The 25529-nt window shown below is 61.6% G+C and carries 25 protein-coding genes and 1 pseudogene; 8 read left to right on the forward strand and 18 right to left on the reverse strand.

The genetic code is table 11. From position 1 onward, the window contains the following. Positions 1-7: 7 nt before the first annotated feature. The 3 genes from J0663_RS16015 to J0663_RS16025 all read left to right on the forward strand — a co-directional run bounded on the left by J0663_RS16015 (position 8) and on the right by J0663_RS16025 (position 3006). The gene (locus tag J0663_RS16015; protein WP_246590301.1) at positions 8-979 is read left to right on the forward strand and encodes an MBL fold metallo-hydrolase; all 972 of its coding nucleotides are present in this window, start codon (positions 8-10) and stop codon (positions 977-979) included. Continuing rightward, positions 972-1979, forward strand: a complete 1008-nt coding sequence (locus J0663_RS16020) for an alpha/beta hydrolase (protein ID WP_207241285.1) — start codon at positions 972-974, stop codon at positions 1977-1979. The genes J0663_RS16015 and J0663_RS16020 overlap by 8 nt, the downstream gene beginning before the upstream one ends. 97 nt (positions 1980-2076) lie before the next feature. Further along, positions 2077-3006, forward strand: coding sequence for a hypothetical protein (locus tag J0663_RS16025; RefSeq protein WP_207241286.1), 930 nt, complete (start codon positions 2077-2079; stop codon positions 3004-3006). Positions 3007-3076: 70 nt separating this feature from the next. Here the strand turns inward: J0663_RS16025 and rarD are convergent, their stop codons facing one another. The 7 genes from rarD to cysS all read right to left on the reverse strand — a co-directional run bounded on the left by rarD (position 3077) and on the right by cysS (position 9822). Continuing rightward, positions 3077-3991 (reverse strand): EamA family transporter RarD, encoded by a 915-nt coding sequence (gene rarD, locus J0663_RS16030; RefSeq protein ID WP_207241287.1) that lies wholly within the window; start codon positions 3989-3991, stop codon positions 3077-3079. Between the two features lie 169 nt (positions 3992-4160). Next, positions 4161-5774, reverse strand: a complete 1614-nt coding sequence (gene cimA, locus J0663_RS16035) for a citramalate synthase (protein WP_207241288.1) — start codon at positions 5772-5774, stop codon at positions 4161-4163. Positions 5775-5956: 182 nt separating this feature from the next. Beyond that, a complete protein-coding gene (gene pip / locus J0663_RS16040; protein WP_207241289.1) occupies positions 5957-6919 on the reverse strand; it encodes a prolyl aminopeptidase in 963 nt (320 codons plus the stop codon). Next, complete coding sequence (locus J0663_RS16045; protein ID WP_207241290.1) at positions 6916-7392, reverse strand: GFA family protein; 477 nt, start codon at positions 7390-7392, stop codon at positions 6916-6918. Before J0663_RS16045 ends, pip begins: the two co-directional genes overlap by 4 nt. Next, complete coding sequence (locus J0663_RS16050) at positions 7389-7877, reverse strand: GFA family protein (RefSeq protein ID WP_207241291.1); 489 nt, start codon at positions 7875-7877, stop codon at positions 7389-7391. The genes J0663_RS16045 and J0663_RS16050 overlap by 4 nt, the downstream gene beginning before the upstream one ends. Next, positions 7874-8353, reverse strand: coding sequence for a GFA family protein (locus tag J0663_RS16055; RefSeq protein WP_207241292.1), 480 nt, complete (start codon positions 8351-8353; stop codon positions 7874-7876). Before J0663_RS16055 ends, J0663_RS16050 begins: the two co-directional genes overlap by 4 nt. Positions 8354-8445: 92 nt before the next feature. Next, entirely contained in the window at positions 8446-9822 is a 1377-nt protein-coding gene (cysS, locus tag J0663_RS16060; RefSeq protein WP_207241293.1) for a cysteine--tRNA ligase, read from the reverse strand. Between the two features lie 352 nt (positions 9823-10174). On the opposite strand from cysS, the gene J0663_RS16065 reads away from it, so the two are divergent. After that, positions 10175-10924, forward strand: coding sequence for a glycoside hydrolase family 25 protein (locus J0663_RS16065; protein WP_207241294.1), 750 nt, complete (start codon positions 10175-10177; stop codon positions 10922-10924). Positions 10925-10934: 10 nt separating this feature from the next. On the opposite strand, the gene J0663_RS16070 is transcribed toward J0663_RS16065, so the two are convergent. From J0663_RS16070 to radA, 4 genes are all read right to left on the reverse strand, one after another. Continuing rightward, on the reverse strand, positions 10935-11675 hold the full coding sequence (locus J0663_RS16070) for an SDR family NAD(P)-dependent oxidoreductase (RefSeq protein ID WP_207241295.1): 741 nt from the start codon (positions 11673-11675) through the stop codon (positions 10935-10937). Positions 11676-11752: 77 nt separating this feature from the next. Further along, positions 11753-13243, reverse strand: coding sequence for an amidophosphoribosyltransferase (gene purF / locus J0663_RS16075; RefSeq protein ID WP_207241296.1), 1491 nt, complete (start codon positions 13241-13243; stop codon positions 11753-11755). A gap of 230 nt (positions 13244-13473) precedes the next feature. Continuing rightward, positions 13474-14091 carry a CvpA family protein gene (locus tag J0663_RS16080; RefSeq protein WP_207241297.1) on the reverse strand — a complete coding sequence of 206 codons (618 nt, stop codon included), beginning with the start codon at positions 14089-14091 and terminating at the stop codon, positions 13474-13476. A 90-nt stretch (positions 14092-14181) separates the two neighbouring features. Then, positions 14182-15582, reverse strand: coding sequence for a DNA repair protein RadA (gene radA, locus J0663_RS16085; RefSeq protein WP_207241298.1), 1401 nt, complete (start codon positions 15580-15582; stop codon positions 14182-14184). Positions 15583-15752: 170 nt separating this feature from the next. On the opposite strand from radA, the pseudogene J0663_RS16090 reads away from it, so the two are divergent. Further along, a pseudogene (locus J0663_RS16090) lies at positions 15753-16389 on the forward strand (LysE family translocator). Positions 16390-16392: 3 nt separating this feature from the next. Here J0663_RS16090 and alr read toward each other — a convergent pair. Then, positions 16393-17556, reverse strand: coding sequence for an alanine racemase (gene alr / locus J0663_RS16095; RefSeq protein WP_207241299.1), 1164 nt, complete (start codon positions 17554-17556; stop codon positions 16393-16395). 187 nt (positions 17557-17743) lie between these two features. Here alr and J0663_RS16100 point away from each other — a divergent pair, with 187 nt between their 5' ends. From J0663_RS16100 to J0663_RS16110, 3 genes are all read left to right on the forward strand, one after another. After that, positions 17744-18565: an AraC family transcriptional regulator gene (locus J0663_RS16100; protein WP_207244520.1), complete on the forward strand. Its 822-nt coding sequence runs from the start codon at positions 17744-17746 to the stop codon at positions 18563-18565. A 67-nt stretch (positions 18566-18632) separates the two neighbouring features. Beyond that, positions 18633-19352, forward strand: a complete 720-nt coding sequence (locus J0663_RS16105; RefSeq protein ID WP_207241300.1) for an AzlC family ABC transporter permease — start codon at positions 18633-18635, stop codon at positions 19350-19352. Further along, entirely contained in the window at positions 19349-19651 is a 303-nt protein-coding gene (locus J0663_RS16110; RefSeq protein ID WP_207241301.1) for an AzlD family protein, read from the forward strand. Before J0663_RS16105 ends, J0663_RS16110 begins: the two co-directional genes overlap by 4 nt. Before the next feature lie 21 nt (positions 19652-19672). On the opposite strand, the gene J0663_RS16115 is transcribed toward J0663_RS16110, so the two are convergent. The 6 genes from J0663_RS16115 to J0663_RS16140 form a co-directional block, all read right to left on the reverse strand. After that, the gene (locus J0663_RS16115) at positions 19673-21169 is read right to left on the reverse strand and encodes a replicative DNA helicase (RefSeq protein ID WP_064692681.1); all 1497 of its coding nucleotides are present in this window, start codon (positions 21167-21169) and stop codon (positions 19673-19675) included. A gap of 373 nt (positions 21170-21542) precedes the next feature. Then, positions 21543-22121, reverse strand: a complete 579-nt coding sequence (gene rplI, locus J0663_RS16120; protein WP_085777634.1) for a 50S ribosomal protein L9 — start codon at positions 22119-22121, stop codon at positions 21543-21545. A 20-nt stretch (positions 22122-22141) separates the two neighbouring features. Beyond that, the gene (locus tag J0663_RS16125; protein WP_207241302.1) at positions 22142-23128 is read right to left on the reverse strand and encodes a DUF2232 domain-containing protein; all 987 of its coding nucleotides are present in this window, start codon (positions 23126-23128) and stop codon (positions 22142-22144) included. A gap of 156 nt (positions 23129-23284) precedes the next feature. Further along, a complete protein-coding gene (gene rpsR / locus J0663_RS16130; protein WP_125846826.1) occupies positions 23285-23533 on the reverse strand; it encodes a 30S ribosomal protein S18 in 249 nt (82 codons plus the stop codon). 14 nt (positions 23534-23547) lie between these two features. Beyond that, positions 23548-24012, reverse strand: a complete 465-nt coding sequence (gene rpsF / locus J0663_RS16135; RefSeq protein WP_207241303.1) for a 30S ribosomal protein S6 — start codon at positions 24010-24012, stop codon at positions 23548-23550. Positions 24013-24325: 313 nt separating this feature from the next. Continuing rightward, a complete protein-coding gene (locus J0663_RS16140; protein ID WP_207241304.1) occupies positions 24326-25369 on the reverse strand; it encodes an aldo/keto reductase in 1044 nt (347 codons plus the stop codon). Positions 25370-25529: the final 160 nt, after the last annotated feature.

Here is a 25529-nt window from a genome sequence, read left to right on the forward strand (position 1 = left end):
TTGATCGTTGCGCGAATTCTCCCTATTGTCAATAGCCATCAGACAGCGCTGTCCCCGGTCCCAGTTCAACTCGAAAGGAAGTTCCATGAGCGATCTTGGAAAGGAATATCGTATTGCCGGCGTGACGGTGAGAAAGGTGCAGGAGCAGTATCTGCATAACGTGCCGCCCTCGTTTCTCTATCCGGCCGCCGGATCCGGGGAGATCAAGGCGGTCGAGCCGCGGCTTTCCGCCGTCGATATGGAAGACGGCCGCGATGCCCTTGTGGTGAGCATACATACTTGGCTTCTAAGAACGCCCGACCACGTCATCTTGATCGATACGGGCTCGGGCAATGACAAGGAAAGACCGCGCAATCCCAGCTTCCATCATCAGACCATCCCCTTTCTCGACAGGCTGCGCCAGGCGGGTGTCGGCCCGGAAGACGTCGACTTCGTCATCAACACTCATCTTCACGTCGATCATTCCGGCTGGAATACCGTGCTTGAAGACGGGAGATGGGTCCCAACTTTCAAAAATGCGCGCTACATCTTCCCGCGTGCCGAGCAGGAATACTACTCGTCGTCAGCAAGCCACAACGACGTCAATATTCCCAGTTCCGGCGTCTATGAAGACAGCGTCCGGCCCGTGATCGACGCGGGACTTGCCGATTTCGTCGACGCCGCCGGCGGTCCATTCCTGGACCGATTCACCTTCTTGCCGACACCTGGCCACAGCATTGGCCACATGTCCGTTCTGCTGGAATCGGGCAATGAAGCGGCGATTTTTGCCGGTGATGTCATGCACCACCCGATCCAGGTAGAGCGTCCCGACCTCAACACGGTGTTCTGCGAATTCCTTGATCAGGCTGCCCGGTCCAGACGGCGTGTCCTCGAATTCGCTGCCGATAACCGCGCCATTTACTTCTCCACGCACTTCCCAGGCTCGTCTGCTGGCTATGTGAGCCGCGACGGCGAAAAATTCAGGTGGTCCTATGTTTGAGAACAAGCTCGCATCTTCAGCTTTTGACGCAGGCGAGATCGTCTTCGACGAGCATTACGTCGATAGCGGAACCGACGGCATCAAGCTCTATCTCCGCAATAAGCGAAGGAAAGATCACAAGACCTTTCTCGCAGAGAAGACGATCGTGATGGTGCACGGAGCGACCTTCTCCTCCGGAAGTCTTTACGATGTTCCCTTCAACGGGATGTCCTTCATCGACTACCTCGCTCATCAAGGCTTCGATGTTTTTGCGGTTGATATCCGGGGCTATGGAAAATCGACCCGCCCGCCGGCAATGCAGGCGGAGCCTGATCTCAACCCGCCGCTTGTCGCCACCGACACCGGGGTCGCGGATTTCGCAACAGCTGTCGATTTCGTCCTTCGACTGCGCGGTCTGAAGGCCGTCAACGTCTTCGCCATGTCGTGGGGCGGCACCGTGGCCGGCGCTTATGCTGCGCGCAACGGCGACAAGGTGATCAAGCTCGCGCTGCTCGCGCCGCAATGGCTGAGCGACGTTCCCATCCCGATCGACCAGGGCGGCGTCCTCGGGTCCTACAGGCTTGTTCCTGTCCATGCGGCGCTGGCGCGTTGGCTGAGCACCGCACCCGAACACGCGCGTGGCCGTCTTGTACCGGAGGGCTGGTTCGACCTCTGGGCCAAACTGACCCTTTCGGAAGAGACGTCGCAGGCTGACCGGGAGCAAGGCAAACTCCGGGCGACCAACGGGCCGATCCAGGACATCCGCAGCTACTGGCGGGCTGGAAATCCCTACTATCGGCCGAGTGAGATCCGAGCGCCGGTGCTGCTGTTGCACGGTGAATGGGACATCGACGTTCCGCTTGACCTGGCGCGGGCTTATTTCGAGCAGCTGACTGGCGCCTCTTACAGGCGCTGGGTGGAAATCGGCGAGGCGACGCACCTCGCTCTGATGGAAAGTACCCGCATGCAGGCCTATTCCGAGGTTGTCCGCTTCTTCGATGAATCCTTCCAACCGGAATAGAATTCGAACACGCGGGCTCCGGGATCGGATATCCGGAGCCCGCTTCCTCCATCAGCCTGCCGCAAGTTCGGTATGGCCATTCAAGCAACTCGCTGCCATGACAATTCTGATCAATGCCGTCCTGGATGCCGGACGAAGTGCGGTCGACATCGCGGTATTCACCTTCCTGCCGCTGATGATCGTGACATTCTCGCTGATGCGCTATCTCGAGGGCATAAGCACATTGCGACGGATCGCCGGCAAGGCCAACCCGCTCTTCAGATTGTTCGGTCTGGATGGTTTCGGAGCCCTGGCGATCATCCAGCTCAGCCTCGTCAGTTCGGCTGCCCCGGTCTCGGCTCTGTCGCTCATGGCGCATAAAAGGACCTCGGAGAGATTTATCGCCGCCGCCTTCGCCGCAGTGCTTGCGGCCGCGCCGGCAAATGCCAGTTTTCCGCTCGCAAGTCTCGGTGTTGATCCCGGCTTGATCGTAGTGAACGGCATTTGCGGAGCGCTTGTGGCGTCCACTCTCGCCTGCTGGATGGTTGGGCGCCGTTCCGTGTCTGGAATCTGTTCCTGTCACAGGGCGGATGACCACGTCGCCGTAAGGCTCGATCTGCTGACGGCAATCAACCGCGGCGGTGCAGATGCCATTCGGGTCATTTCGGCAATTCTGCCGGTGCTCGTGATCTCACTGGCGATGGTGAGGCTTATCCAAGGCACAGGCGCACTTTCGGCCTTCACTTCCGTTGCGCAGCCAGTGCTCCAGTTGTTCGGCGTCTCGCAGCAGAATGTCCTGTTTTTCCTGACAAAATGCCTGGCAGGGTCAAGCGCAGCGGTCGCGCTGTTACTTGACCTCCACAAGGAACTGAGCCTGGCGCCTGAGAAAATCATTGATGGGTCGGCACTTCTGCTAAATCCTCTCGACCTTCCCGGTCTTTCCATCCTGATTGCTTCGGTACCGGCGCTCCGGCCGGTAGCAGGCATCGCCGTCGTCAGCGCATTGGTCGGGATCGTCGTCCGCACGGCGCTGCTGTCCTGGCTTTAAGCCATGCGCCCCGGCTTTCGATGGTTCGATCGCTCGGCAGCAACGACAGCATCGCTGGGGGCAGGCGCCTTCAGCGCCCGCGGCTTCCCTTCAGCATCGACCAGCTATAGAGGAAAAGCCCAGCCCAGATCAGTGGGAAGGCGATCATGCGGGCCGTTCCGAGCGGCTCGCGAAAGGCGAAGACGGCGATCAGAAAGATCATCGTCGGCGCGATATATTGCATGATGCCGATCGTCGAGAGCTTCAGGAGCTTTGCGCCGTTGGCATAGATCATCAGCGGCACGGCGGTAACGACACCGCAGCCGAGCAGCAAGGTCGTGTCGGCAAGGCCGGTACGGTAGAAGTGGCCCAGGCCGCTGCCATATTCGAGATAGAGGATGTAGACGAGGGCAGGGCCGCTGAGGATCAGAACCTCGAGGAAGAAGCCCTGGTTGGGCCCGAGCGGCAACGTCTTGCGCAGCAGCGCATAGAAACCCCAGCTGATCGCAAGCGTCAGCGCCACCCATGGAATGCCGCCGCTGTCGAATGCGAGAATGGCGACGGCAAGTGCCGCAAGCGCGATCGCGGCGATCTGCAGTGGCTGCAGCTTCTCCTTGAGGAGGACCGCGCCGAGGAAAATGCTGAACAGCGGATTGATGAAATAGCCAAGCGCTGCATCAAGCGAATGGCCGGCGCCGATCGCCCAGACATAGGTACCCCAGTTGACGGTGATCAGCGACGCCGTCAGCGCCCCCATCGCCAGCATGCGCGGCGAGCGCAGCGCTGCACGAATATCTGCCGTGCGCCCAAGCAGGACCAACACGATGCCGGCCAGTGGCAGCGACCAGACGATGCGATGGGCGATGACTTCGGCCGGCGGAATATGCGCGACCGCCTTCATATAGAAGGGCAGAAAGCCCCAGAGCAGATAGGCTGTCAACGCGAAAGCGAAACCGCGCGGACTATCTTCGTTCTTCATCAGCGGAACGGATGCATCGGTCGACATCGGGTGTTTCCATCTTTGTTCTTCTTCTGATCCGGCCTAGCTTAAGCGCCGTGAATAGGCCAATTCATTTCGTTGAACCGATGCTCAGAGGAACTGACGCGGCAGACGAAGCGATCGAGGAAGGATGGCGGCGAGGCCGGGGCGGCCTCGCCGAACCGGCGGATTGGACTTATTCCGCCGCGATCTTGCCGGCCAGCTGCCGGTTCTTCATCAGCTTGTAGATGACGGAATCCATCAGCGCCTGGAACGACGCGTCGATGATGTTCTCCGAGACGCCGACCGTCCACCAGCGCACGCCGTCGCTGTCGGTGGATTCGATCAGCACGCGCGTGATCGCCTCCGTGCCGCCATTGAGGATGCGCACTTTGAAATCGGCGAGCACCAGATCGTCGATCTCGTGCTGATACTTGCCGAAATCCTTGCGTAGCGCCAGGTCGAGCGCGTTGACCGGTCCTTCGGCATCGGCAACCGACATCAGCGTCTGACCGTCGATGGTGATCTTGACCACCGCCTCCGAGACGATCTTCACACGCCCAAGACTGTCGAAGCGGCGCTCGATCATCACGCGGAAGCCTTCGATGGTGAAGAATTCCGGGATCGTGCCGAGCGTGCGGTGCGCCAGGAGCTCGAAGCTCGCATCGGCCCCCTCATAGGCGTAGCCGATAGATTCACGTTCCTTGACCAGCGAGATCAAGAGGTCGAGCTTCGGATCGTCCTTGGCGACGGTAATGCCGCGCCGCTTCAGCGCATTGATGAAGTTTGCCTTGCCGCCCTGATCGGAGACCATGACCTTGCGGAAATTGCCCACGCTTTCCGGCGGCACATGTTCATAGGTGCGTGGATCCTTGATCAGAGCGGAAGCATGAATGCCGGCTTTGGTGGCGAAGGCGGAAGCGCCGACATAGGGCAGCTGATGATCAGGTGAGCGGTTGAGAAGCTCGTCGAAAGCATGCGAGAGCCGGGTGAGATTGAGCAGCCGCTCCTCGTCGATCGAGGTTTCGAAACGGGTGTTATAGGCGCTCTTCAGCGCCAGGGTCGGGATCAGCGTCACTAGGTTGGCATTGCCGCAACGCTCGCCGATGCCGTTCAGCGTGCCCTGGATCTGCCGGACCCCGGCTTCAACCGCGGCAAGCGAATTGGCAACCGCCTGGCCGGTGTCGTTATGGGCGTGGATGCCCAGACAGCGGCCGGGAACACCGGCGGCGATCACCGCCTCTACGATGGCGCGGACCTCCGGCGGCTGCGTGCCGCCATTGGTGTCGCAGAGCACGACCCAGCGCGCACCGCTCTCATAGGCCGTCTTCGCGCAGGCGATCGCATAGGCCGGATTGGCCTTGAATCCGTCGAAGAAATGTTCGCAATCGACAATCGCCTCCTTTCCGGCGCCGACCGCCGCCTTGACGCTCTCGGCAATACATTCGAGGTTTTCCTCATTGGTGCAGCCGAGCGCCACCGCGACATGGTAATCCCAGCTCTTGGCGACGAAACAGATGGCGTCGCTTTTGGCCTGCAGCAGCCCGGCAATGCCGGGATCGTTGGAAACCGAAACGCCCGCCCGCTTCGTCATGCCGAAGGCGACGAAGGTCGCCTGGCTGGTGCGCTTCTCGCTGAAGAAAGCGGTATCCGTCGGATTGGCGCCGGGATATCCGCCCTCGACGTAATCGAGGCCGAACTCATCCAGCATGGCGGCGATCGCAATCTTGTCCTCGACGGAAAAATCGATGCCGGGCGTCTGCTGCCCGTCCCGGAGCGTCGTGTCGAAGAGGTGGATGCGTTCTTTCATGTCGTTTCCTCCCGCCAAGCGGGTGCTGTTGTCCTGCGGATGCTGCCCCTCATCCGGCTGCCGCCACCTTCTCCCCGTTCTGACGGGGAGAAGGGGAATGCCGCACCGTATCGCGAGGCACGTCCCCTCTCCCCGCGAGCGGGGAGAGGGTTAGGGTGAGGGGCTGCCCCCGACCCCGGCAATCAGTCTTGCTTCCCGGCAAACTGATCCGTCGCCCGGATCAGCCGATCGAGAATCCCCGGCTCCGAATAGGCGTGACCCGCACCCTCGATCAGGTGGAACTCCGCTTTCGGCCAGGCCTTGTGCAGCAGCCAGGCATATTTGGCCGGGCAGGGCATGTCGTAGCGGCCATGCACGATAACGCCGGGAATATCCTTGAGCTTGCCGGCATCGCGGATCAGCTGTCCCTCGTCCATCCAGCCGGCATTGACGAAGAAATGGTTCTCGATTCGCGCAAACGCATAGGCGAATTCCGGCTCCTCGAATTTGCCGCTGGTTGAAGGTTCCGGCAGAAGCGTGATCGTTTCGCCTTCCCAGATGCTCCAGGCCCGCGCGGCCCCCAGGCGCACGCTCCTGTCCTCGTGCGTCAGGCGGCGATGGTAGGCATGCATCATCTCATGCCGCTCTTCCGGCGGGATGGGGGCGATGAAGCGCTCCCACTTATCAGGGAACATTTCCGAGACGCCGAATTGATAATACCAGTCGAGCTCCGCCTTGGTCAGCGTATAGATGCCGCGGAGGATGAGCTCGGAGACGCGCTCAGGATGCGTCTCGGCATAGGCGAGCGCCAGCGTCGAGCCCCAGGAGCCGCCGAACACCTGCCAGGTCTCGACACCGGCCATTACGCGCAGCCGTTCGATATCGGCAACGAGGTGCCAGGTCGTGTTGGCATCGAGTTCCGCATGCGGCGTCGACCTGCCGCAGCCGCGCTGGTCGAACAGCATGACGTCGTATAGGTGCGGATCGAAAAGCCGGCGATGGGCGGGCGAAATACCGCCGCCAGGCCCCCCATGCAGGAAAACGGCCGGCTTGGCGCCCGGCGTTCCCGAGCGCTCCCAATAGATCACATGACCGTCGCCGACATCGAGATGGCCGGAGGCATAGGGTTCGATTTCGGGATAGAGCGTGCGCAGTGTCTCGATCATATCTTCACGCCTTTCGCGGGCCAGGCGGCGGTATCGTGATCGGGGTGCTGGAAGGTGATGATCGCCTCCTGCCGGGCGTAGAAATCCTGATCCTTCAGCACCGGCGCATCGAAGATCTGCTCGACCCAGGGCAGGCGAGCCTCGTAATTCACCTGGATCTGCGGCGCGAGATCGCTGCGGTCGTCGAACGTGCCGATCGCAAGCTCCAGCCCGCCCGGATGGCGATAGGTCATCGGCGTGCCGCAATTGCTGCAGAAGCCGCGATCGATATTGACCGAAGACTGGAAGTAGCTCGGCTCGCCGCGCGTCCATTCCATCCCTTCCTCGGGTGCGGTGACGAGCGCGGAGAAGAAGCCGCCGAACTGCTTCTGGCACATGCGGCAATGGCAGATCGACGGTCGCCCCAGCGCGCCCGATATGCGGAAACGCACGGCGCCGCACTGGCATCCGCCTGTTCTTATCCTGTCCGTCATGGGCTTTCTCCGGGTGGCCAGCTGTTCGTGTCGTGGTCGGGATGCTGATGGTTGCTTGCCGCAATCGCGTTCTCGCGGTCGGGCGTTTCAGGCTGCGGTTCCACCGGCAGTCGGTCGAGCGCGTGGAACCAGGACATCTTGCGGTCGGTGCTGGATTGCATCACCGGCTTGACCGCATCGGGCTCATCGAGCGAGCCGAGCGCGATGTTGATGAAATCCGCTTCCGGAATATCGTAGAACAGCGGCGTGCCGCAATCGCCGCAGAAGCCACGCCGCACGAGATCGGACGAGCGGAACCATTTCGGCTCCCCGCGCGTCAGCTCGAAATCCTGGCGCTTGGCCGCAGCCAGCGGCAGGAAATAGTTGCCGGCCGCCTTCTGGCACATGCGGCAATGGCAGATGTGGGGATAGCCGAGTTCGCCTTCGGCGCGGTAACGAACCGCGCCGCACTGGCATCCGCCCGTCTGTGCTGCTGTCTCCGTCAAGCGCGATCCTCCGGCGGCCAGACCGGCGTGTCGTGGTCGGGATGCTGATAGGAAACGAGCTCATGCAAGAAAGAGCCTGCCGTCAGATCCGCCTCGGTCCGCTCTTCCGGCAGTTCGTGCAGACGATCGACGAAGCCGATCTTACCTTCCACGCCCCACTGGATGGTCGGCGGCAGCTGGGACGGATCGTCGAATGCGCCCGCCGCAACCGCCATTCCATCCGGCGCCTCATAGGTCAGCGGCGTGCCGCAATCGCCGCAGAAACCGCGCTCGACAAAATTGGAAGATCGGAAGGTCTTGCGCGCTCCCCGTGTCCATTCAAAGTCGGCACCGCGCACCGAGACCAGCGGTGCATAATAGGCCCCGAACGCCTTCTGGCACATGCGGCAATGACAGATCGACGAATCCTTGAGTTCGCCGCTGACGCGAAAACGGATCGCACCGCACTGGCACCCGCCGGTATAGGTCTTGGTCATGTCAGATCCTTTCCATCAGGGCGAGCGGGCACCCCCTTGTGGGGGAGATGCCCGGCCGCGCAGAGGGGGTATGTCTAGCTGCCCAACCCATCCTACCGCTTGACCTCCCAGGTCGTCACGCGCTCGCCCGTCACCGGATCCTTGCCGTCCTTGAGCTGGATACCCTTTGCCGTCAACTCGTCGCGGATCTTGTCGGCCTCGGTGAAATTCTTCGCCTTGAGCATTTCGAGACGCATGGCGACCAGCGCATCGACCGCGGCTGCGAAGGCTTCGTCGATTTCTATTTTCTTCGGCAGCACCCCGAGAAGCGCCGCACTTGCTGCGAAGACGGCATCGTTGCCGGATTGCGCCAGCGCATGTAGCGCCTGCACGGCGGCGACTGTATTGAGGTCGTCCGCCAGCGCGTTCAGCACGCTGGTGTGTGGCGTTGCATCGCCGGCTTCCGTTGCCGGCCATTTGGCCAGCAGCCGTTCGGCCTCTTCCAGCCGCTTGATCGAAAAATCGATCGGCTCGCGATAGTGCGTCATCAGCATCGCCAGGCGCAGCACCTCGCCCGGCCATTTGCGACCGCCGAAGGTTTCCGTGTGCAGCAGATCGTGGATGGTGACGAAATTGCCTTCGGATTTCGACATTTTCCGGCCTTCGACCTGCACGAAACCGTTGTGCATCCAGACATTCGCCATCACTTCGGTCCCGTGGGCGCAGCGCGACTGGGCGATTTCGTTTTCATGATGCGGGAAGATCAGGTCCAGCCCGCCGCCGTGAATGTCGAAGACATCGCCGAGATAGCGCCTGCTCATGGCGGAGCACTCGATATGCCAGCCAGGCCGGCCGCGGCCCCAGGGGCTCTCCCAGCCGGGCTCATTATGGTTCGACAGCTTCCAGAGCACGAAATCGCCGGGGTTCTTCTTGTGCGCATCGACGGCGACGCGGGCGCCGGCCTGCTGCTCGTCGAGCGGGCGCTTCGAAAGCTGGCCGTAATCGGCCATGGATTTGGTGTCGAACAGCACTTCGCCGGCGGCGACATAGGCATGGCCATTGCCGATCAGCTTTTCGATGATCTCGATCATCTCTGCGATATTGTCGGTGGCGCGCGGCTCGACATCAGGCTCCAGGCAGCCGAGGTCGGCGACGTCGGCGTGAAACTGCGTCTCGGTCTTCTCCGTCACGGCCCGGATCGCATCGTTCAGCGGCAGGCCGGGATGATCCCTCAGCGCGCGCGCATTGATCTTGTCGTCGACGTCGGTGATGTTGCGGGCATAGGTGACGTGGCTTTCGCCGTAGACATGGCGCAGCAGCCGGAACAGCACATCGAAGACGATGACCGGTCGGGCATTGCCGATATGGGCGAAATCATAGACGGTCGGGCCGCAGACATACATGCGGACATTGTCTGGATCGATCGGCGCAAACACCGATTTTTCCCGCGTCAGCGTGTTGTACAGCTTCAGTTCCGGCGTCGCGTCCATTCCACTCTCCCAAATGCACGATCAGAAAAATATTGCGACCGGCGGACCGGGGCGTTTCGCATCTTGACTATTGGGGAGACGAAAACGGCCGGGCCAGCGCTTGCGCTAGCGAATAATCTTCCGGCAGGTAATGCAGATAACCGTTTTCATGCCGCGTTTTATGGCCCGGTTCGCGCGTCCGGTCAAGAGGGCGAAAAGTGATCGAGGCGCAACCGGATCTATCCATCCGATGAATCGATTCCAGCAAAGAACGTGTGGCGAAACCGGAATGTCGGCCTTGAAATTCCTCAGCCATTTTTGCGGCGCAAATCTCAAGTAGCCGTTTGCGAATTGCCGAACAGGGGAGGAAGGGGTGCGGAAACTCGCCCGCTGGACGATCGGAGCGACCGCAATTCTAGTGGTCGCATCCGCTGCATATTTCGCATACGATTTCGGTATGCTTCGCTTCAACAATCCACCTTTGAGCCGATATCCGATCCAAGGCATCGATGTCAGTCATCACCAGGGCGACATCGATTGGAAGACGGTTGCCGCGCAGCCGAACGTGCGCTTTGCGATCATGAAGGCGACCGAAGGCGGCGATCACAGGGATTCCAGGTTTGCTGACAACTGGCGGCGCGCCGGAGACGCCGGGGTGGTCAGGGGCGCCTATCATTTCTTCACCTTCTGCCGTCCCGGCAAGGATCAGGCGCAGAATGTTCTGGCGACCGTGCCGAAGGAGCAGGGAACTCTGCCCATCGCCGTCGATCTGGAGTTCGTCGGCAATTGCAACAAGGTCCCGACGCTCGAGGAAATGGCTGCTGAAGTGAATGGCTTCTTCACCGAGTTGAAGGGCACCTTTCCGGAGAAGCCTATCTTCTACGTCACACAGGAATTCTTCGATCAATATTTGAAGGGCAATGAAGCCCGCTTCCCCGAACACTACCTTTGGCTACGAAGCGTATTTAAGGAGCCGACGCAGGAAGGTTGCGGTCGATGGGTAATCTGGCAGTTTGCCGATAACGGCACACTGGACGGCATCCAGGGGCCGGTCGACCTCAATGCCCTATGCCCGTCGGAGACAGGCTTCGCGCATTTGTTCCCCGCCGTTGCCGCGAAGTGACGCGCGGGGTCTATTCCGGCAGCCGGTAATCGACGAGCTTGTTCTCCCTCACGATGAACAGCTTGCCCGTCTCGGTCACGCCGGGGCCGAGCAACGGCAGGATCGCCTTCGCGATCTCGGAGGGATGCGGCAGCGTCCGGGGATCTTCGCCGGGCACCGCCTGCGCCCGCATCGCCGTGCGTGTCGCGCCTGGATCGACGCTGGTGATGCGCAGCGGCGTCGATTGGCTTTCGCCGGCCCATGTGCGGGCCAGTGCCTCGACGGCAGCCTTGGAGGCGGAATAGGCGCCCCAGAACGGCCGGCATTTGTGGGCGGCGCCCGAAGACAGGATGACGGCGCGACCGGCGTCGGAGCGGGCGAGCAGCGGGTCGACCGAGCGGATCAGCCGCCAGGTCGCCGTCACGTTGATGGTCATCACCTTCTCGAACACCTTCGCTTCGATATGACCGATCGGCGAGATGACGCCGAGCACGCCGGCGTTGGCGACCAGGATGTCGAGCTTGCCCCAGCGCTCGAAGATCGAGCCGCCGAGCGCATCGATCGCGTTCATGTCGGCAAGGTCGAAGGGAACGAGGGTCGCGGTGCCGCCGACGGCCTTGATCGCATCGTCGAGGTCCTCGAGCCCGCCGACCGTGCGTGCGCAGGCAATCACATGGGCGCCCGCCTTCGCGAGTTCGAGCGCCGTGAAATAGCCGATGCCGCGCGATGCGCCAGTCACCAGCGCGATCCTGCCTTCAAGATTGATGTTCATCTGCTCCGGTTCCGGATTTGCTGCGAAGGTGAGGGGCGCAATGGCCCCTCAAAGGGAAAATCAGAGGAGCAAGGGGCTCAGCCGTTGCTGGCAAGCATCGAAAGCTTGTTGCCCATCGACTCGCCGTTCTTGTCGAGCAGGCGGGTCGGATAGTCGCCGGTGAAGTAGTGGTCGGTGAACTGCGGGCGCGCCGGATTGCGGTCCTCGCCGCCGACGGCGCGATAAAGCCCGTTGATCGACAGGAAGGCCAGCGAATCCGCGCCGATATATTTGGCCATGGCGTCGACGTCGGCATACTGGTTTGCCAGCAGCTTTTCGGCATCGGGCGTGTCGATGCCGTAGAAATCGGGGAAGAAGATCATCGGGCTTGCGACGCGGACATGGACCTCGCGTGCGCCGGCTTCGCGGATCATCTGCACGATCTTGAGCGACGTCGTGCCGCGCACGATGGAATCATCGACCAGCACCACACGTTTGCCTTCGATCATCGCCCGGTTGGCGGAATGCTTCAGCTTGACGCCGAAGGCGCGGATCTGCTGCGTCGGCTCGATAAAGGTGCGCCCGACATAGTGGTTGCGGATGATGCCATATTCGAAGGGGATGCCGCTCTCCTGGGCATAGCCGAGAGCCGCGGGCGTGCCGCCATCCGGCACCGGCACGATCACATCCGCATCGACCGGCGCCTCCTTGGCGAGGTTCATGCCCATGTTCTTGCGCGTCGTATAGACGTTGCGGCCGCCGACGACCGAGTCCGGCCGGGCGAAATAGACATATTCGAACAGGCAGAGGCGCTCCGGCTGCGGCTTGCCGGGCTTGCGGGCGTCGATGCTGATCGAGCCGTCCGGTTGGATTTCGCAGATGACGACCTCGCCGTTTTCGACATCGCGGATGAACTTGGCACCGATGATGTCGAGCGCGCAGGTTTCCGAGCAGAAGATCGGCTTGCCGTCGAGTTCACCCATGACAAGCGGGCGGATACCGGTGGGGTCGCGCGCGGCGATGAGCTTGGTGCGGGTCATGGCGAGCATCGAATAGCCGCCTTCCATCTGGCGGATGGCGTCGATGAAGCGGTCGGATGTGGAAGCGTGGCGGGAGCGGGCAATGAGATGGAGAACGACTTCGGTATCGGATGTCGACTGACAGATGGCGCCGGTCGCGATGATCTGGCGGCGCAGCGTCAGGCCATTGGTGAAATTGCCGTTATGGGCAATGGCGATACCGCCTTCCTCAAGTTCGGCAAAGAGCGGCTGCACGTTGCGCATCGCCACTTCGCCGGTCGTGGAGTAACGCGTATGGCCGATCGACATGCCGCCGGGCAGACGGGCCAGCGTCATCGGATTGGTATAGTGGTCGCCGACGAGGCCCATATGGCGCTCCTGATAGAAGCGCTTGCCGTCGAAGGAGACGATGCCGGCAGCTTCCTGTCCCCGGTGCTGCAGGGCGTGAAGGCCGAGAGCCGTAAGGGCTGCGGCATCGGGATGTCCCAGAATTCCGAAAACGCCGCATTCCTCGTGCAGCGTATCTCCGTCGAGCGGATCGTCGATTGGCAAGGAATGGGACTGGTTCATTTCTGCGGGCCTCTGCTCTCACAAGAATGGATCGGCATTTCCAGTATCATATATCGGAAATCTAGCAGCTTTCCGATAACTTCATGCTGAACGACACCGCTTTCAAAGCCGATACGCGGTCTCTGAAACGGCTGAGGTCCGGCGGAGCTGGAATGCCCGGCCGGACCCTTATTTCACGTCCCGCTCAAATGGCAATTGCCGCAAGGCGAGTCAAGATCTTGAACACTGTGTCAATTCGCCGGCTGCTGTGCGCCGCCTGCAGGCGCGTCTTCTGCCGGCGCCTGGTCGGTCGTCGGCGGCGTGGCGCCTTCGCCGCTCTGTGCCGGCGACTGCATCTTATCACGGAAGCTTGCCTGTATCATCTGGGCAAATTGCTCCGGCAACACGGCCCTAAGCTTCACGACCATCGAATCCAGGAAGGGCTTCGACTTGGCCTCGTTGACCCAGGCCGGCCGATGTTCGACATCGACGAGCCAGTTCCAGAAGGCGACGGCGACGACCATCAGCAGCAGGCCTCGGGCCGCGCCGAACAGGAAGCCGAGCGTGCGATCGAGCGCGCCGATACGGCTGTCGATGATGAAATCGGCGATCTTCATGGTGATGAAGGAGATGACGATGAGCGCGATCAGGAAAACGACGGCCGCCGACCCGGCGATCGCGATGCGGTCGTCATCGGTGTACTTCTTCGCATAGGGCATCAGGTACGGATAAAGGTAGTAGGCGGCGGCGGCCGAACCGCCCCAGCTTGCGATCGAAAGGATCTCGCGCGAGAAGCCGCGGACCATCGCCAGCACGGCGGAGAAGAGCACAACGCCGATGACAATACCGTCGAAAATCGTAATGGGCATGTAAATTCAACTCCAGGACTGCCGCTCGGCGGCCGTGTCGCGCCTTATCGTGTGCCTCCTATATCATCACCAATCTTGGCAATGAAAGGATCAAACCTCGTCTTCCACACGCAGCGCCCCTTTCGACCCGGCGATGCGCGCGACCAGATCCGGCAGGTTTTCCACCTCGCTCCAACGCCCGCCCGAATTCTTCGGCAGTTCGGCGGAAGCGGACGGAAGCAGTGCTGCGGAAAAGCCCAGCTTCTCGGCTTCCTTGAGGCGCTGGGCGGTGTGCGCAACCGGCCGAATGGCGCCCGACAGGCTGACTTCGCCGAAATAGACGCAATCGGCGGGAAGGGCAATACCGGCCAGCGAGGAAACGAGCGCCGAGGCAACGGCGAGATCGGCCGCCGGCTCGGAGATGCGGTAACCACCGGCGATATTGAGATAGACGTCGTGCTGGCCGAGTCTCACGCCGCAATGGGCTTCCAGCACCGCGAGAATCATCGACAGCCTTGCTGAATCCCAGCCGACCACGGCGCGCCGCGGCGTACCGAGCGAAGTCGGCGCCACCAGCGCCTGCACCTCGACGAGCACGGGGCGGGTGCCTTCCATGCCGGCGAAGACCGCTGCACCCGGCGATTTCTCGTTGCGTTCGCCGAGAAAGAGTTCCGAGGGATTGGCGACTTCGCGCAAGCCCCGGTCCGACATTTCGAAGACGCCGATCTCGTCTGTCGGGCCGAAGCGGTTCTTGACCGTGCGCAGGATGCGGTAATGGTGGCCGCGATCACCCTCGAAATAGAGCACGGCATCGACCATATGTTCGACGACGCGCGGGCCGGCGATCTGCCCGTCCTTGGTCACATGCCCGACGAGCACCATGGCCGCACCCGTCTGCTTGGCGAAACGGATCATCGACTGCACGCCGGTGCGCACCTGCGTCACCGTTCCCGGAGCGGATTCGGCGAGTTCGCTCCACAACGTCTGGATGGAATCGATGATGACGAGGTCCGGCCGCTTGCCTTCGGCGAGCGTCGCCAGAATATCCTCGACATTGGTTTCAGCCGCCAGCATCACATCGGTATCGGCCGCGGCAAGCCGCTGCGCCCGCAACCGGACCTGCGCCACCGCTTCTTCGCCGGAGACGTAGATGATCTTGTGGCCGCGCCGGGCGAGCGCTGCCGCCGCCTGCATCAGCAGCGTCGATTTGCCGATGCCTGGATCGCCGCCGATCAGCACCGCGGAGCCGCGCACGAAGCCGCCGCCGAGCGCCCGGTCGAGCTCCGACATGGCGGTGTGGATGCGCGGCGCCTCCTCGATCTCACCCGACAGCGCCGTCAGTGTCACCGGCCGGCCCTTCTTCGGCGTCTTGCCGGGGCCAGAGCCGATCCCGCCCATCGGGTCTTCCTCGACGATGGTGTTCCACTCGCCGCAATTGTCGCATTTGCCGGCCCAGCGGTTGTGAACCGCGCCGCAATTCTGGCAGATGAACTGTGTCCTGGCCTTCGCCATCAAGCTACTCTTTCAATCCGGATTTACCGAATGAAGCGGTCCAGACGCTTCATCGAATCAATTGTCGTGCTTGAGATAATGGCTATCGCGACGGATCAAAACTAATGATTTCCCCATCAGCGTTTCGCGTGCCTATGCTTTAGTCGTGTGTTCATCCGGAACGGTGGAAGATGTTCGATTATTCGCTCGCGCACTGGCTTGCATTTCTATCGGCGGCAGTTTTGCTCAACCTTTCGCCCGGTCCCGACATCGCCTTTATTCTCGGTCACACGATGAACAGTGGAAAACGTGCCGGTTTTTCAGCGCTGTCCGGCGTCTGGTCCGGTGCGGCCCTGCATGTGCTGATGGCGGCACTCGGCCTTTCCGCCGTGCTTGCCGCTTCCGCCGTCGCCTTCTCCACGGTCAAATGGATTGGCGCAGTCTATCTCGTCTGGCTGGGCATCCAGGCTTTGCGGGCCCAGCGGCGGGAATGGCCTGGTAAAAGCTGCCGGCGAAAATATGCGGGCCGCGAAGATCTACCGGCAGGGTATCCTGGTGTCGCTGCTCAATCCGAAGGTGGCGATCTTCTTCCTGGCCTTCCTGCCGCAATTCGTCGTCGAAGGGGCGGGGCCGGCATGGGCCCAACTCATGCTGCATGGCGGGCTCATCATCGTCGTTGCCGCCTTCATCGAGCCGCCGCTCGTCCTGATCGGAGGGCACCTTGCCGACGCACTCCGGAACAATCAAAGGATCGGTCTGTGGCTCGATCGGGGTCTCGGCGCGCTTTTCGTGGCGCTCGGTATCCGCCTCGCGCTCAGCAGCCGCTGACCGCTATTCCTCCGTGACATAGCGCCTTTCGTGGCGCAGCCCCATGCTGGTCAGGATCTCGTAACCGATCGTGCCCGCCGCCCGCGCCACGTCGTCGACCGGCATGTTCTTTCCGAACAGCTCGACATAATCGCCTGCGCGCACGGCGTTCTCGGGAAGGTCCGTGACATCGAAGATCGTAAGGTCCATGGTAATCCGGCCCGCAACTGGCACCCTGTGTCCAGCGATGAAGCCGTGCCCGCCGTGCGCCACTGCCTGGCGCAGCGGCACGCCACCGCTCGACTGGCTGCGCATATAACCATCGGCATAACCGGCAGACACGATCGCCAGCCGGCTTTCACGGCGAAGCTGCAGGGCCCGTCCGTAGCTGACGGTCTCGCCGGCCTCGACGGTGCGCACCTGTATGATGCGCGCTTCGGCCGTGGCGACCGGCCGCATCGGGTTCGCCATGCCGCCGACCGCCTCACCGCCATAGAGCGAAATGCCGGGGCGGGTCAGATCGAAGTGATAGTCTTCGCCGAGAAAGATGCCGGCCGAGGCGGCAAGACTTGAATCGATGCCTTCATAGGCGGCGCTAACCCTTCGGAATGATTCAAGCTGCTGGCGGTTCATCGTATGGCTGGGGTCGTCGCTGCAGGCGAGGTGGCTCATGACCAGCACCGGCGCAAAGCTTGCCGGCCTCGAGACGTCGCCGGCGAGCGACAGCGCATCGTCGATGCGCAATCCCAACCGATTGAAGCCCGTATCGACATGCAGCGCGCAGGGGTAGTCACCGTAATCGGCAAGCACCGCCATCCAGAAGGCAAGCTGCTCGTCGGAGGAAATCACCGGCACCAGATCATTGTCGAAGAAGCGCCGTTCCGTGCCCGGCCATATTCCTGAGAGCACGAAGATGCGCGCTTCGGGCGCATAAAGGCGGAGTGTGACGCCCTCGTCGACGGTCGCGACGAAAAAATCCCGGGCGCCTGCCAGGTAGAGCGCTTCGCCGGCATCCTCGATGCCCATGCCATAGGCATCCGCCTTGACGACGGCTGCGGCGCGCGCGGCACTGGAGCGGCGCGCCATGTCGCGCCAGTTCTCCGTGAGCGCCGTCAGATCGACGGTCAGCCGCAGGCCTGCGGAAGCGAAAAGATCGTCGTCTTCGAAGGGGATAGGAATATCTGTCATGAATCGCCGTAACAATGAAGGGAAAACCACTTCACCCAGTCTAAAGAGCATTGTGGCCAAGGGAAAGCGGAAGCGGTCACATACCATCTTTGCCGCCCGCATGATCACTTTTGTTCAAGACGCATGCCGGCTTCCGCGTTAATCTCGCTGGATGCAGAACGTATCGCAGAAAGAGGCGGCAGACGCTATGCCGCTTGCCAATGTGGAATCGGCCCGCTTCTGGCGGGACAGCCGCTTTCGCGACATGGAGTGCCTGAGCGCCACCTTCCTGACGCATGAATATGCGCCGCATGCGCACGATACATTCAGCATTGGCGCGATCGAAAGCGGCAGCCAGATCGCCACGCTGAGCGGCAGGCGGGAGGAGACCGGCCCGGGAGATCTTTATCTGATCGATCCGGGCGTCATCCATGACGGCGCTCCTGGCGGCGAAGGCTACCGCTACCGCATGATCTATCCTGATTTGAAGCTGTTCATCGATATTCTGGAAGACGTGACGGGCAGGGCCTTCCACGCAACGCCGTCCTTCGCCGGCGGGCTTCCACGCGATCCGCAGCTCGCCAATGCCTTTCATGCCGCCCATCGTACGCTTGAAAGGGGCGCAGGTGCGCTCGAATCCGATGAAAGCATGTTCTCGGTGCTGGCGACGATCTTTGCGCGCCACGGCAGCACCATGATCGTGCCTGTCGACACACAGGAGCGGAGCGCCGTTGCCCGCGCCCGCGAATACCTCGTCGAGAATTTCGACAGCGACGTCGGTCTCGAGGAACTGGCCGGCGTGGCGGGATTGAGCCGCGCGCACCTCATCCGCGCTTTCCGCAAGGAATATCACATTACGCCGCATGCATTCCTGACGGACCGGCGGGTGCAGGTAGCCCGCCGGCTGCTGCGGCAGGGGCGTGCACCGGCCGATATCGCGCTCGAATGCGGGTTTGCCGATCAGGCGCATTTCACCCGGCACTTCAAGGCGCGCACGGGCGTGACACCCGGTCAATTCCGCGCCGGCTGATCACTTTCGTTCAATACGGCCGTTTCGGGCTGGGATACTGCTCCGCGATCTCAGTCAGGAGGTTGTCATGTTGCAGCAAAGCCGACCGCCCGGCGAACCTATTGTCGGCGAATTTCTTGCCGGAATGCGCGCCATTTTTCCGCTGGTTATCGCCGTCCTGCCGATCGGCCTCGTCTTCGGTGCCGTCGCGGCCACCAAGGGCCTTTCTCCCCTGGAAACGACGCTGATGAGCGCACTTGTCTTCGCAGGCGGTTCGCAATTCGTCGCCATGGACATCTGGTCGCATCCGGCAAGCTGGATCGGCGTCGGCTTCGCGGCCCTGCTGGTCAATATCCGCCACGTACTGATGAGCGCGTCGATCGGCACGAAGATGCAGTCCTTCTCCGACGCCAAACGCTATGTCGCCATGCTCTTCCTTGCTGACGAACTCTGGGCCATAGCGGAATTTCGCGCCGGCAGCACGCGGCTGACGCCCGCCTGGTATGCCGGTATCGTCACGCCCTTCTACCTCACCTGGGTCGGCTCGTCGCTGGCGGGCGCACTGCTCGGCGCTTTTCTGGGCAACCCGGCCGTCATCGGCCTCGACTTTGCCTTTACGGCCGTCTTCGTCGTGCTGGTCATGGGCTTCTGGAAGGGGCCGGAAACCGGCGCGATCCTTGCCGCAAGTGGTGTCGCATCCGTGGCGGTGCACCACTTCGTGCCGGGTGTCTGGTATATCGCCGCCGGTGCGCTTGCCGGGCTGGCAACGGCCCTCTGGCAGGGCAGGGCGCGGGAGCAGGCGGCATGACGCTCGACCTCAACATCATGATCGCGATCCTTGCGATGGCCGCCGCAACGGTCTTCACCCGTATCAGCGGCCTCGTTTTGATCCGTCATGTCGAAATGGATGAGCGCCGGAGAGCGGCGATCGAGGCCATTCCACCGGCCGTGGTGATGGCCGTTATTGCCCCGACCGCCTTTGCGACCGGATGGGCGGAGACGCTGGCCTGCGCGGTAACGGCGATCGTCGCACGCCGCCTGCCGATGCTTGCGAGCGTCGTGGTTGGCGTCGCAACGGTCGCTTTGTTGCGAGCTGTAGGGCTCTGAAGGAACTGGCGCGAGACCGCGTCAATGTTCCTCGTACTGTATGAAGGACGGATCTGCGAGATCGGCAAAGCGGGTGAATTCCGCCTGGAAGGCGAGCTTCACCGTGCCTGTCGGTCCGTGACGCTGCTTGGCAATGATCACATCGGCCGTACCCTTCACCTTGTCGAACAGCGCTTCCCATTCCGGATATTTCGGATCGTGAGGATCTCGTGGCTCCTGGTTCTTGACGTAATATTCCTCGCGGAACACGAAGAGCACGACGTCGGCGTCCTGCTCGATCGAGCCGGATTCGCGAAGGTCGGAGAGCTGCGGACGCTTGTCGTCGCGGCTTTCGACCTGACGCGAGAGCTGCGACAGCGCGATGATCGGAACATTGAGTTCCTTGCCGAGCGCCTTCAGGCCGGTGGTGATCTGGGTGATTTCCTGGACGCGGTTGTCGCTCGATTTGCCCGAGCCGGTCATCAGCTGCACGTAGTCGACCACGAGCACGTCGAGGCCGCGCTGGCGCTTAAGGCGTCGCGCCCGCGCCGAAAGCTGGGCGATCGATATGCCACCGGTCTGGTCGATATAAAGCGGTACCTTCTGCATCATCATCGAGCAGGCGACGAGCTTTTCGAAATCGGCATCGTTGATATCGCCGCGGCGAATCTTCGAGGAGGAGACTTCCGTCTGCTCGGAGATGATGCGGGTGGCGAGCTGTTCGGACGACATTTCGAGCGAATAGAAGCCGACGACACCGCCGTTCTTCGCCTTCATGCTGCCGTCCGACTGTACTTCGCCCTCATAGGCGGCGGCGATGTTGTAGGCGATATTGGTTGCAAGCGAGGTCTTGCCCATGCCGGGGCGCCCGGCGAGGATGATCAAGTCCGAACGTTGCAGGCCGCCCATCTTGGCATCGAGCGAATGGATGCCGGTGGAAATGCCCGACAGGCCGCCGTCGCGTTCCTTGGCGACAGCCGCCATATCGATGGCGAGCGCCACGGCATCATTGAAGGACTGGAAGCCGCCGTCGTAGCGGCCGTTTTCGGCGAGTTCGAAGAGGCGGCGTTCGGTGTCCTCGATCTGCGACTGCGGCGGCATGTCGAGCGGCGCGTCATAGGCGATGTTGACGACATCCTCGCCGATCGTGATCAGCGCTCGGCGCAGCGCCAGATCATAGATCGCCCGGCCGTAATCCTCGGCATTGATGACGGTGACGGCATTGCTGACGAGACTCGCCAGATACTGCGAAACCGTCATATCGCCGACCTTCTCATCGGCCTTCAGGAAGGTCTTGATCGTCACCGGATTGGCGATCTTGCCCATGCGGATGATGTCGCCGGCGACCTCGAAGATCTTCCGGTGCAGCGGTTCGTAGAGATGGATCGGCTTCAGGAAGTCCGACACCCGGTAATAGGCGTCGTTGTTCATCAGGATGGCACCGAGAAGCGCCTGCTCGGCTTCGATATTGTTGGGTGCTTCGCGGTAATGCTGCTCCGAAGGAGCAACGGCTGCAATTTTTCGAGCGGCGTCGTTCATCATCATCCGTTCTGTCTTTTTCCAACTCCGGATTTGCAATCCCGGATGGAGAAAATCAAGGGGCTGCGAAAGGAGCGGAGCTCGTCTCGTCTAAATCCTGAACGCTGTGCCCATTGTTCGACTTCTCCACAGTCCCGGGCGCCACAACTAAGAAATACTGGCAGTGTCACCCGCGGGACACGGTACGGAGCCGACTCAGCTCATCCGTTCTGGAGAAGGCCATGTTAGCCCGATGACATCGGACACGCAGCAAAAACATCGGGGTAATCCCCGCAAAAAAACGAGTCGACGGCTGCGAACACCGAACGAATGGAAAACGAAAAAGCCCGGCGCGGCGGCCGGGCTTTCCCTCTCGCGGATTGTCCGGCGAGAATTATGCTTCGTCTTCATCGAGGCCGTCAGCTTCCGGATCGAAGAAGTCTTCCGGACGCAGTGCGTCTTCGTCGACGCCGTAGATTGCGTCGACCGAGGTGAGCTCTTCGCCCTTCGCCTGACGCTCTGCCTCTTCGGCAGAACGAGCGACGTTCAGCTCGATATTGATTTCGACTTCGGCATGCAGCTGCAGCTCGACCTTGTGCAGGCCGATAGCCTTGATCGGCGTGTTGAGGTGAACCTGGTTACGGCCGATGTTGAAGCCCTCTGCGGCGAGCACTTCGACGACGTCACGGGCGGCGACCGAGCCGTAAAGCTGGCCGGTTTCGCCGGCGGAGCGTACGACGATGAAGGACTTGCCGTCGAGAACGTCGGCGACCTTCTGAGCTTCCGACTTGCGCTCGAGGTTGCGGGCTTCGAGCGTCGCACGCTCGGATTCGAAGCGGGCCTTGTTGGCGGCGTTGGCACGCAGTGCCTTACCGAGCGGCAGCAGGTAGTTACGGGCAAAGCCGTCGCGAACCTTTACGGTTTCGCCCATCTGGCCGAGCTTGGAGATGCGTTCGAGAAGGATGACTTCCATTTTCTTTCCTTTCTTGTGTCTCAGAGTTTCGTATCGGATTGTTTGGGGGTATCGGCATCTTTCGCCGGGGTGAGCGCGATCGCCTTGCGCGTATCGCTGAGACCCAGGACGAGGATGAGGAGGGCTGGCAGCAGCATGAGCATCGAAGCCAGGTAGCAGAGGATGAGGGCCGGTATCCGCCAGTCCTTGCCGCGTGTGCGGAAATGCAGCGAGGCGAAGCCGGAGAGCATGAAGCCGGCGCCGAACGTTCCGATGACGGTGGCGCCGATCAGCGCCGGAACGCCGCCGAAGAAGCACGCGGCAAGCCCGGCCAGGAAGATGAAGATTGAGTTGCGGTTCATGCGCAGCGAAGAGGGAATGTCCTCGCGCGGGCGAAGGCCGCGGCCGGACGCTGCGACGATGCGCACGGCGAGATAATAGGCGGCAAACAGCATAGAGACCCACATGCCGCCCTGCAAAGCCGGGAGCATCAGCAGGATCAGCGATTTGGTCTGCACGGTGGCCGCGGGATCGGGCATGAATTCCGGCTGCTGCTGCTTGACTGATGCAATCAGCAGATCGACGATCGGATCGGTCACCTCGGGCCCGTAGCCGATTATCACGCCAATGACGATGACGGCGAGCGTCACCAGAGCGCACAGATGCAACAGGATATCGGAGAGCGGGTACCAGGCCAGCAGATGGTCCGGGCCTCCGAGTTCCGAGGCGGGACGCGCGAGATTGGCGAGATGGCTGAGCCAACCGGCCGGCAGCAGCGTCACCAGTGTCATGATCAGAGCAAAGGACGGCGAGATGAGGATCGCGCCGAGTGCTGCTGCGGTGACGACGGCCGAAATCGCGGCGGCATTACCCCAGCCGAGCCCGACGAGCAGGATCGGCAGTGCCGAGGCCGTATAGAGGAGCGCGCTGAAAAACGACGGCTGCATGCTCGCGCCCAGCACCAGCAGGGCGGCGGTCAATCCGGCGAGTGCGCCGATCAACAGTGTTTTAAGATCCGGTCGTTTCAAGGTCGCTGTCCTGCTTCATCGAGCAGTTAGAGGCTGTTGCTGAATCGAATTTCAGAAACGCCTCAACATGGGTTTTAAGAATTCCGATCCGCGCCCATCGCGGAAGGGAGAAGGGAAGGCACGGATGCCTTCCCTCGAAGTGGTCGCGTCGGTCGATTAAGCGACGACGTAAGGCAGCAGGCCGAGGAAACGGGCGCGCTTGATCGCCTGGGCGAGTTCGCGCTGCTTCTTCTGGGAAACGGCCGTGATGCGGGACGGAACGATCTTGCCGCGCTCGGAAATATAGCGCTGCAGCAGACGCACGTCCTTGTAGTCGATCCGCGGCGCGTTTGCGCCGGAGAACGGGCAGGTCTTGCGGCGGCGATGGAACGGGCGGCGGACCGGAGCGGAGGAAGTTTCAGCCATATCTCAAATCTCCCTTATACACGGTCTTCGCGCGGACGGCGCGGACGGTCTTCACGGTCGCCGAAGCCGCCTTCGCGCGGCGGACGCGGGCCGCGGTCGCCGAACTCGCGGCGCGGGCCGCGGTCGCCACCTTCGCGCGGGCCGCGATCGTCGCGGTCGCGCTTCTGCATCATGGCAGACGGACCTTCTTCATGCTTCTCGACTGCGATCGTCATGTAGCGAAGAACGTCTTCGCTGATGCGCATCTGGCGTTCCATTTCCTGGATCGCTGCAGCCGGTGCATCAATGTCCATCAGGGCGTAGTGCGCCTTGCGGTTCTTCTTGATGCGGTAGGTGAGGGACTTGAGGCCCCAGTTCTCGATACGCCCGACCTTACCGCCGTTAGCTTCGATCACACCCTTGTACTGTTCTACGAGGGCGTCGACCTGCTGGGCGGAAATATCCTGCCGGGCAAGGAATACATGTTCATAAAGAGCCATGACAGCTTTGCCTTTCTTGCGTTTGGTTCAACCCGATATTCGGCGGCTAAGCCTCAACGACTGCTCCTGATTGGGCGGACCCAGGCAAGAAAAGCGTTTCCGAGACGGTCGAGAGCGGAGACACGGGAGGCTGGAACACTTCCGTTCCGAACGACTTCCACCAGGAAATCGGCCCTCCGTTCAGCCACCAGCCAGAAGACCGGGTTAACGAACAGCGCGGCTTATACGGATTTTTCGGCGAAAGGCAAGCGCAATCGGACATTCGAACTCGATGCTGCCCAATCGACAGTGCCGGACCGTCAAGAGAATATGATTACAGCGTCAGCGGATATTGCCGATGCACCTTGGCGATCTCTGCGAGGACGTCGTCCGAAAGCGTCAGGTCGGCCGCGCCGATATCGACCTTCAACTGCTCCATTGACGTCGCGCCGATGATAACCGAGGTCATGAAGGGCCTCGATCTGCAGAAGGCGAGCGCCATTGCGGCCGGGTCGAGCCCATGTCGGCGTGCGATCTCCAGATAGGCCTTGGTCGCTGGCTCCTGCAGCGGCTGCAGCCGGCCGCCGAGATCATGGTTGATCGAGCCACGCGAACCCTTCGGCCTGACTCCATCGACATATTTGCCAGTCAGGATGCCGCCGGCGAGCGGCGAATAGGCGAGCAGTCCGACATCTTCATGGTGCGAGAGTTCGGCGAGATCGAGGTCGAAATGGCGATAGAGCAGATTATATTCGTTCTGGACGGTTGCGACGCGCGGCAGGCCCTTCTGTTCGGAGAGCGTCAGGTATTTCTGTATGCCCCAAGTGGTCTCGTTGGAAAGGCCGATCGCGCGGATCTTGCCTTCCTTCACCAGTGCGCCGAGCGTTTCAAGGATATCGAGCATGTTGGCCACGGCCTCTTCTCGAGCCTGCTTGAACGGATTGTAGCTCCAGTTCTGACGGAAATGGAAATGGCCGCGGTTCGGCCAGTGGATCTGGTACAGGTCGATATAGTCGGTCTTCAGTCGCGTCAGGCTGGCCTCAAGCGCCAGGCGAATGTTCTTGGCATCCGCGCCTTCGCCGCCGCGTATGTAGTCGCGACCGGGGCCTGCCACCTTGGTGGCGAGCACGATCTCACTGCGTTTGCCTGATTTGCTGAACCAGCTGCCGATATAGTCCTCGGTCCAGCCCTGTGTTTCGGCCGAGACCGGCGTCGTCGGATAAAGCTCGGCGGTATCGAAGAAATTGACGCCCTTCTCGACGGCATAATCCATCTGCGCATGAGCGTCGGTTTCGCTGTTTTGCGAACCCCACGTCATGGTGCCAAGGCAAATTTCTGAAACGGAGATGTCCGTGCGGCCGAGTGAATTATACTTCATGGAAAAACCTTGAGAGCGATCTTGAGGTAGAAGCCTTGGGAAGTGCCCGCGCAAATCTAGGCCGGATTTGAAGGAGCGCAAGAGCAAAACCGTGCTTTTGTGCCGGTGCGAAAGGCTTTGCAGAGAACGGGCCGCCACTTGACTCTACGGTAAAGAATGT

The organism is Rhizobium lentis, from assembly GCF_017352135.1.
Lineage (GTDB): Bacteria > Pseudomonadota > Alphaproteobacteria > Rhizobiales > Rhizobiaceae > Rhizobium > Rhizobium lentis.

Bases quoted from the DNA above. Each gene is read 5' to 3' on its own strand.
- J0663_RS16020 (WP_207241285.1), top strand. From the start codon at position 972: ATGTTTGAGAACAAGCTCGCATCTTCAGCTTTTGACGCAGGCGAGATC.
- J0663_RS16025 (WP_207241286.1), top strand. From the start codon at position 2,077: ATGACAATTCTGATCAATGCCGTCCTGGATGCCGGACGAAGTGCGGTC.
- rarD (WP_207241287.1), bottom strand. From the start codon at position 3,991: ATGTCGACCGATGCATCCGTTCCGCTGATGAAGAACGAAGATAGTCCG.
- cimA (WP_207241288.1), bottom strand. From the start codon at position 5,774: ATGAAAGAACGCATCCACCTCTTCGACACGACGCTCCGGGACGGGCAG.
- pip (WP_207241289.1), bottom strand. From the start codon at position 6,919: ATGATCGAGACACTGCGCACGCTCTATCCCGAAATCGAACCCTATGCC.
- J0663_RS16045 (WP_207241290.1), bottom strand. From the start codon at position 7,392: ATGACGGACAGGATAAGAACAGGCGGATGCCAGTGCGGCGCCGTGCGT.
- J0663_RS16055 (WP_207241292.1), bottom strand. From the start codon at position 8,353: ATGACCAAGACCTATACCGGCGGGTGCCAGTGCGGTGCGATCCGTTTT.
- cysS (WP_207241293.1), bottom strand. From the start codon at position 9,822: ATGGACGCGACGCCGGAACTGAAGCTGTACAACACGCTGACGCGGGAA.
- J0663_RS16070 (WP_207241295.1), bottom strand. From the start codon at position 11,675: ATGAACATCAATCTTGAAGGCAGGATCGCGCTGGTGACTGGCGCATCG.
- purF (WP_207241296.1), bottom strand. From the start codon at position 13,243: ATGAACCAGTCCCATTCCTTGCCAATCGACGATCCGCTCGACGGAGAT.
- J0663_RS16080 (WP_207241297.1), bottom strand. From the start codon at position 14,091: ATGCCCATTACGATTTTCGACGGTATTGTCATCGGCGTTGTGCTCTTC.
- radA (WP_207241298.1), bottom strand. From the start codon at position 15,582: ATGGCGAAGGCCAGGACACAGTTCATCTGCCAGAATTGCGGCGCGGTT.
- alr (WP_207241299.1), bottom strand. From the start codon at position 17,556: ATGACAGATATTCCTATCCCCTTCGAAGACGACGATCTTTTCGCTTCC.
- J0663_RS16100 (WP_207244520.1), top strand. From the start codon at position 17,744: ATGCCGCTTGCCAATGTGGAATCGGCCCGCTTCTGGCGGGACAGCCGC.
- J0663_RS16105 (WP_207241300.1), top strand. From the start codon at position 18,633: ATGTTGCAGCAAAGCCGACCGCCCGGCGAACCTATTGTCGGCGAATTT.
- J0663_RS16110 (WP_207241301.1), top strand. From the start codon at position 19,349: ATGACGCTCGACCTCAACATCATGATCGCGATCCTTGCGATGGCCGCC.
- J0663_RS16115 (WP_064692681.1), bottom strand. From the start codon at position 21,169: ATGAACGACGCCGCTCGAAAAATTGCAGCCGTTGCTCCTTCGGAGCAG.
- rplI (WP_085777634.1), bottom strand. From the start codon at position 22,121: ATGGAAGTCATCCTTCTCGAACGCATCTCCAAGCTCGGCCAGATGGGC.
- rpsR (WP_125846826.1), bottom strand. From the start codon at position 23,533: ATGGCTGAAACTTCCTCCGCTCCGGTCCGCCGCCCGTTCCATCGCCGC.
- rpsF (WP_207241303.1), bottom strand. From the start codon at position 24,012: ATGGCTCTTTATGAACATGTATTCCTTGCCCGGCAGGATATTTCCGCC.
- J0663_RS16140 (WP_207241304.1), bottom strand. From the start codon at position 25,369: ATGAAGTATAATTCACTCGGCCGCACGGACATCTCCGTTTCAGAAATT.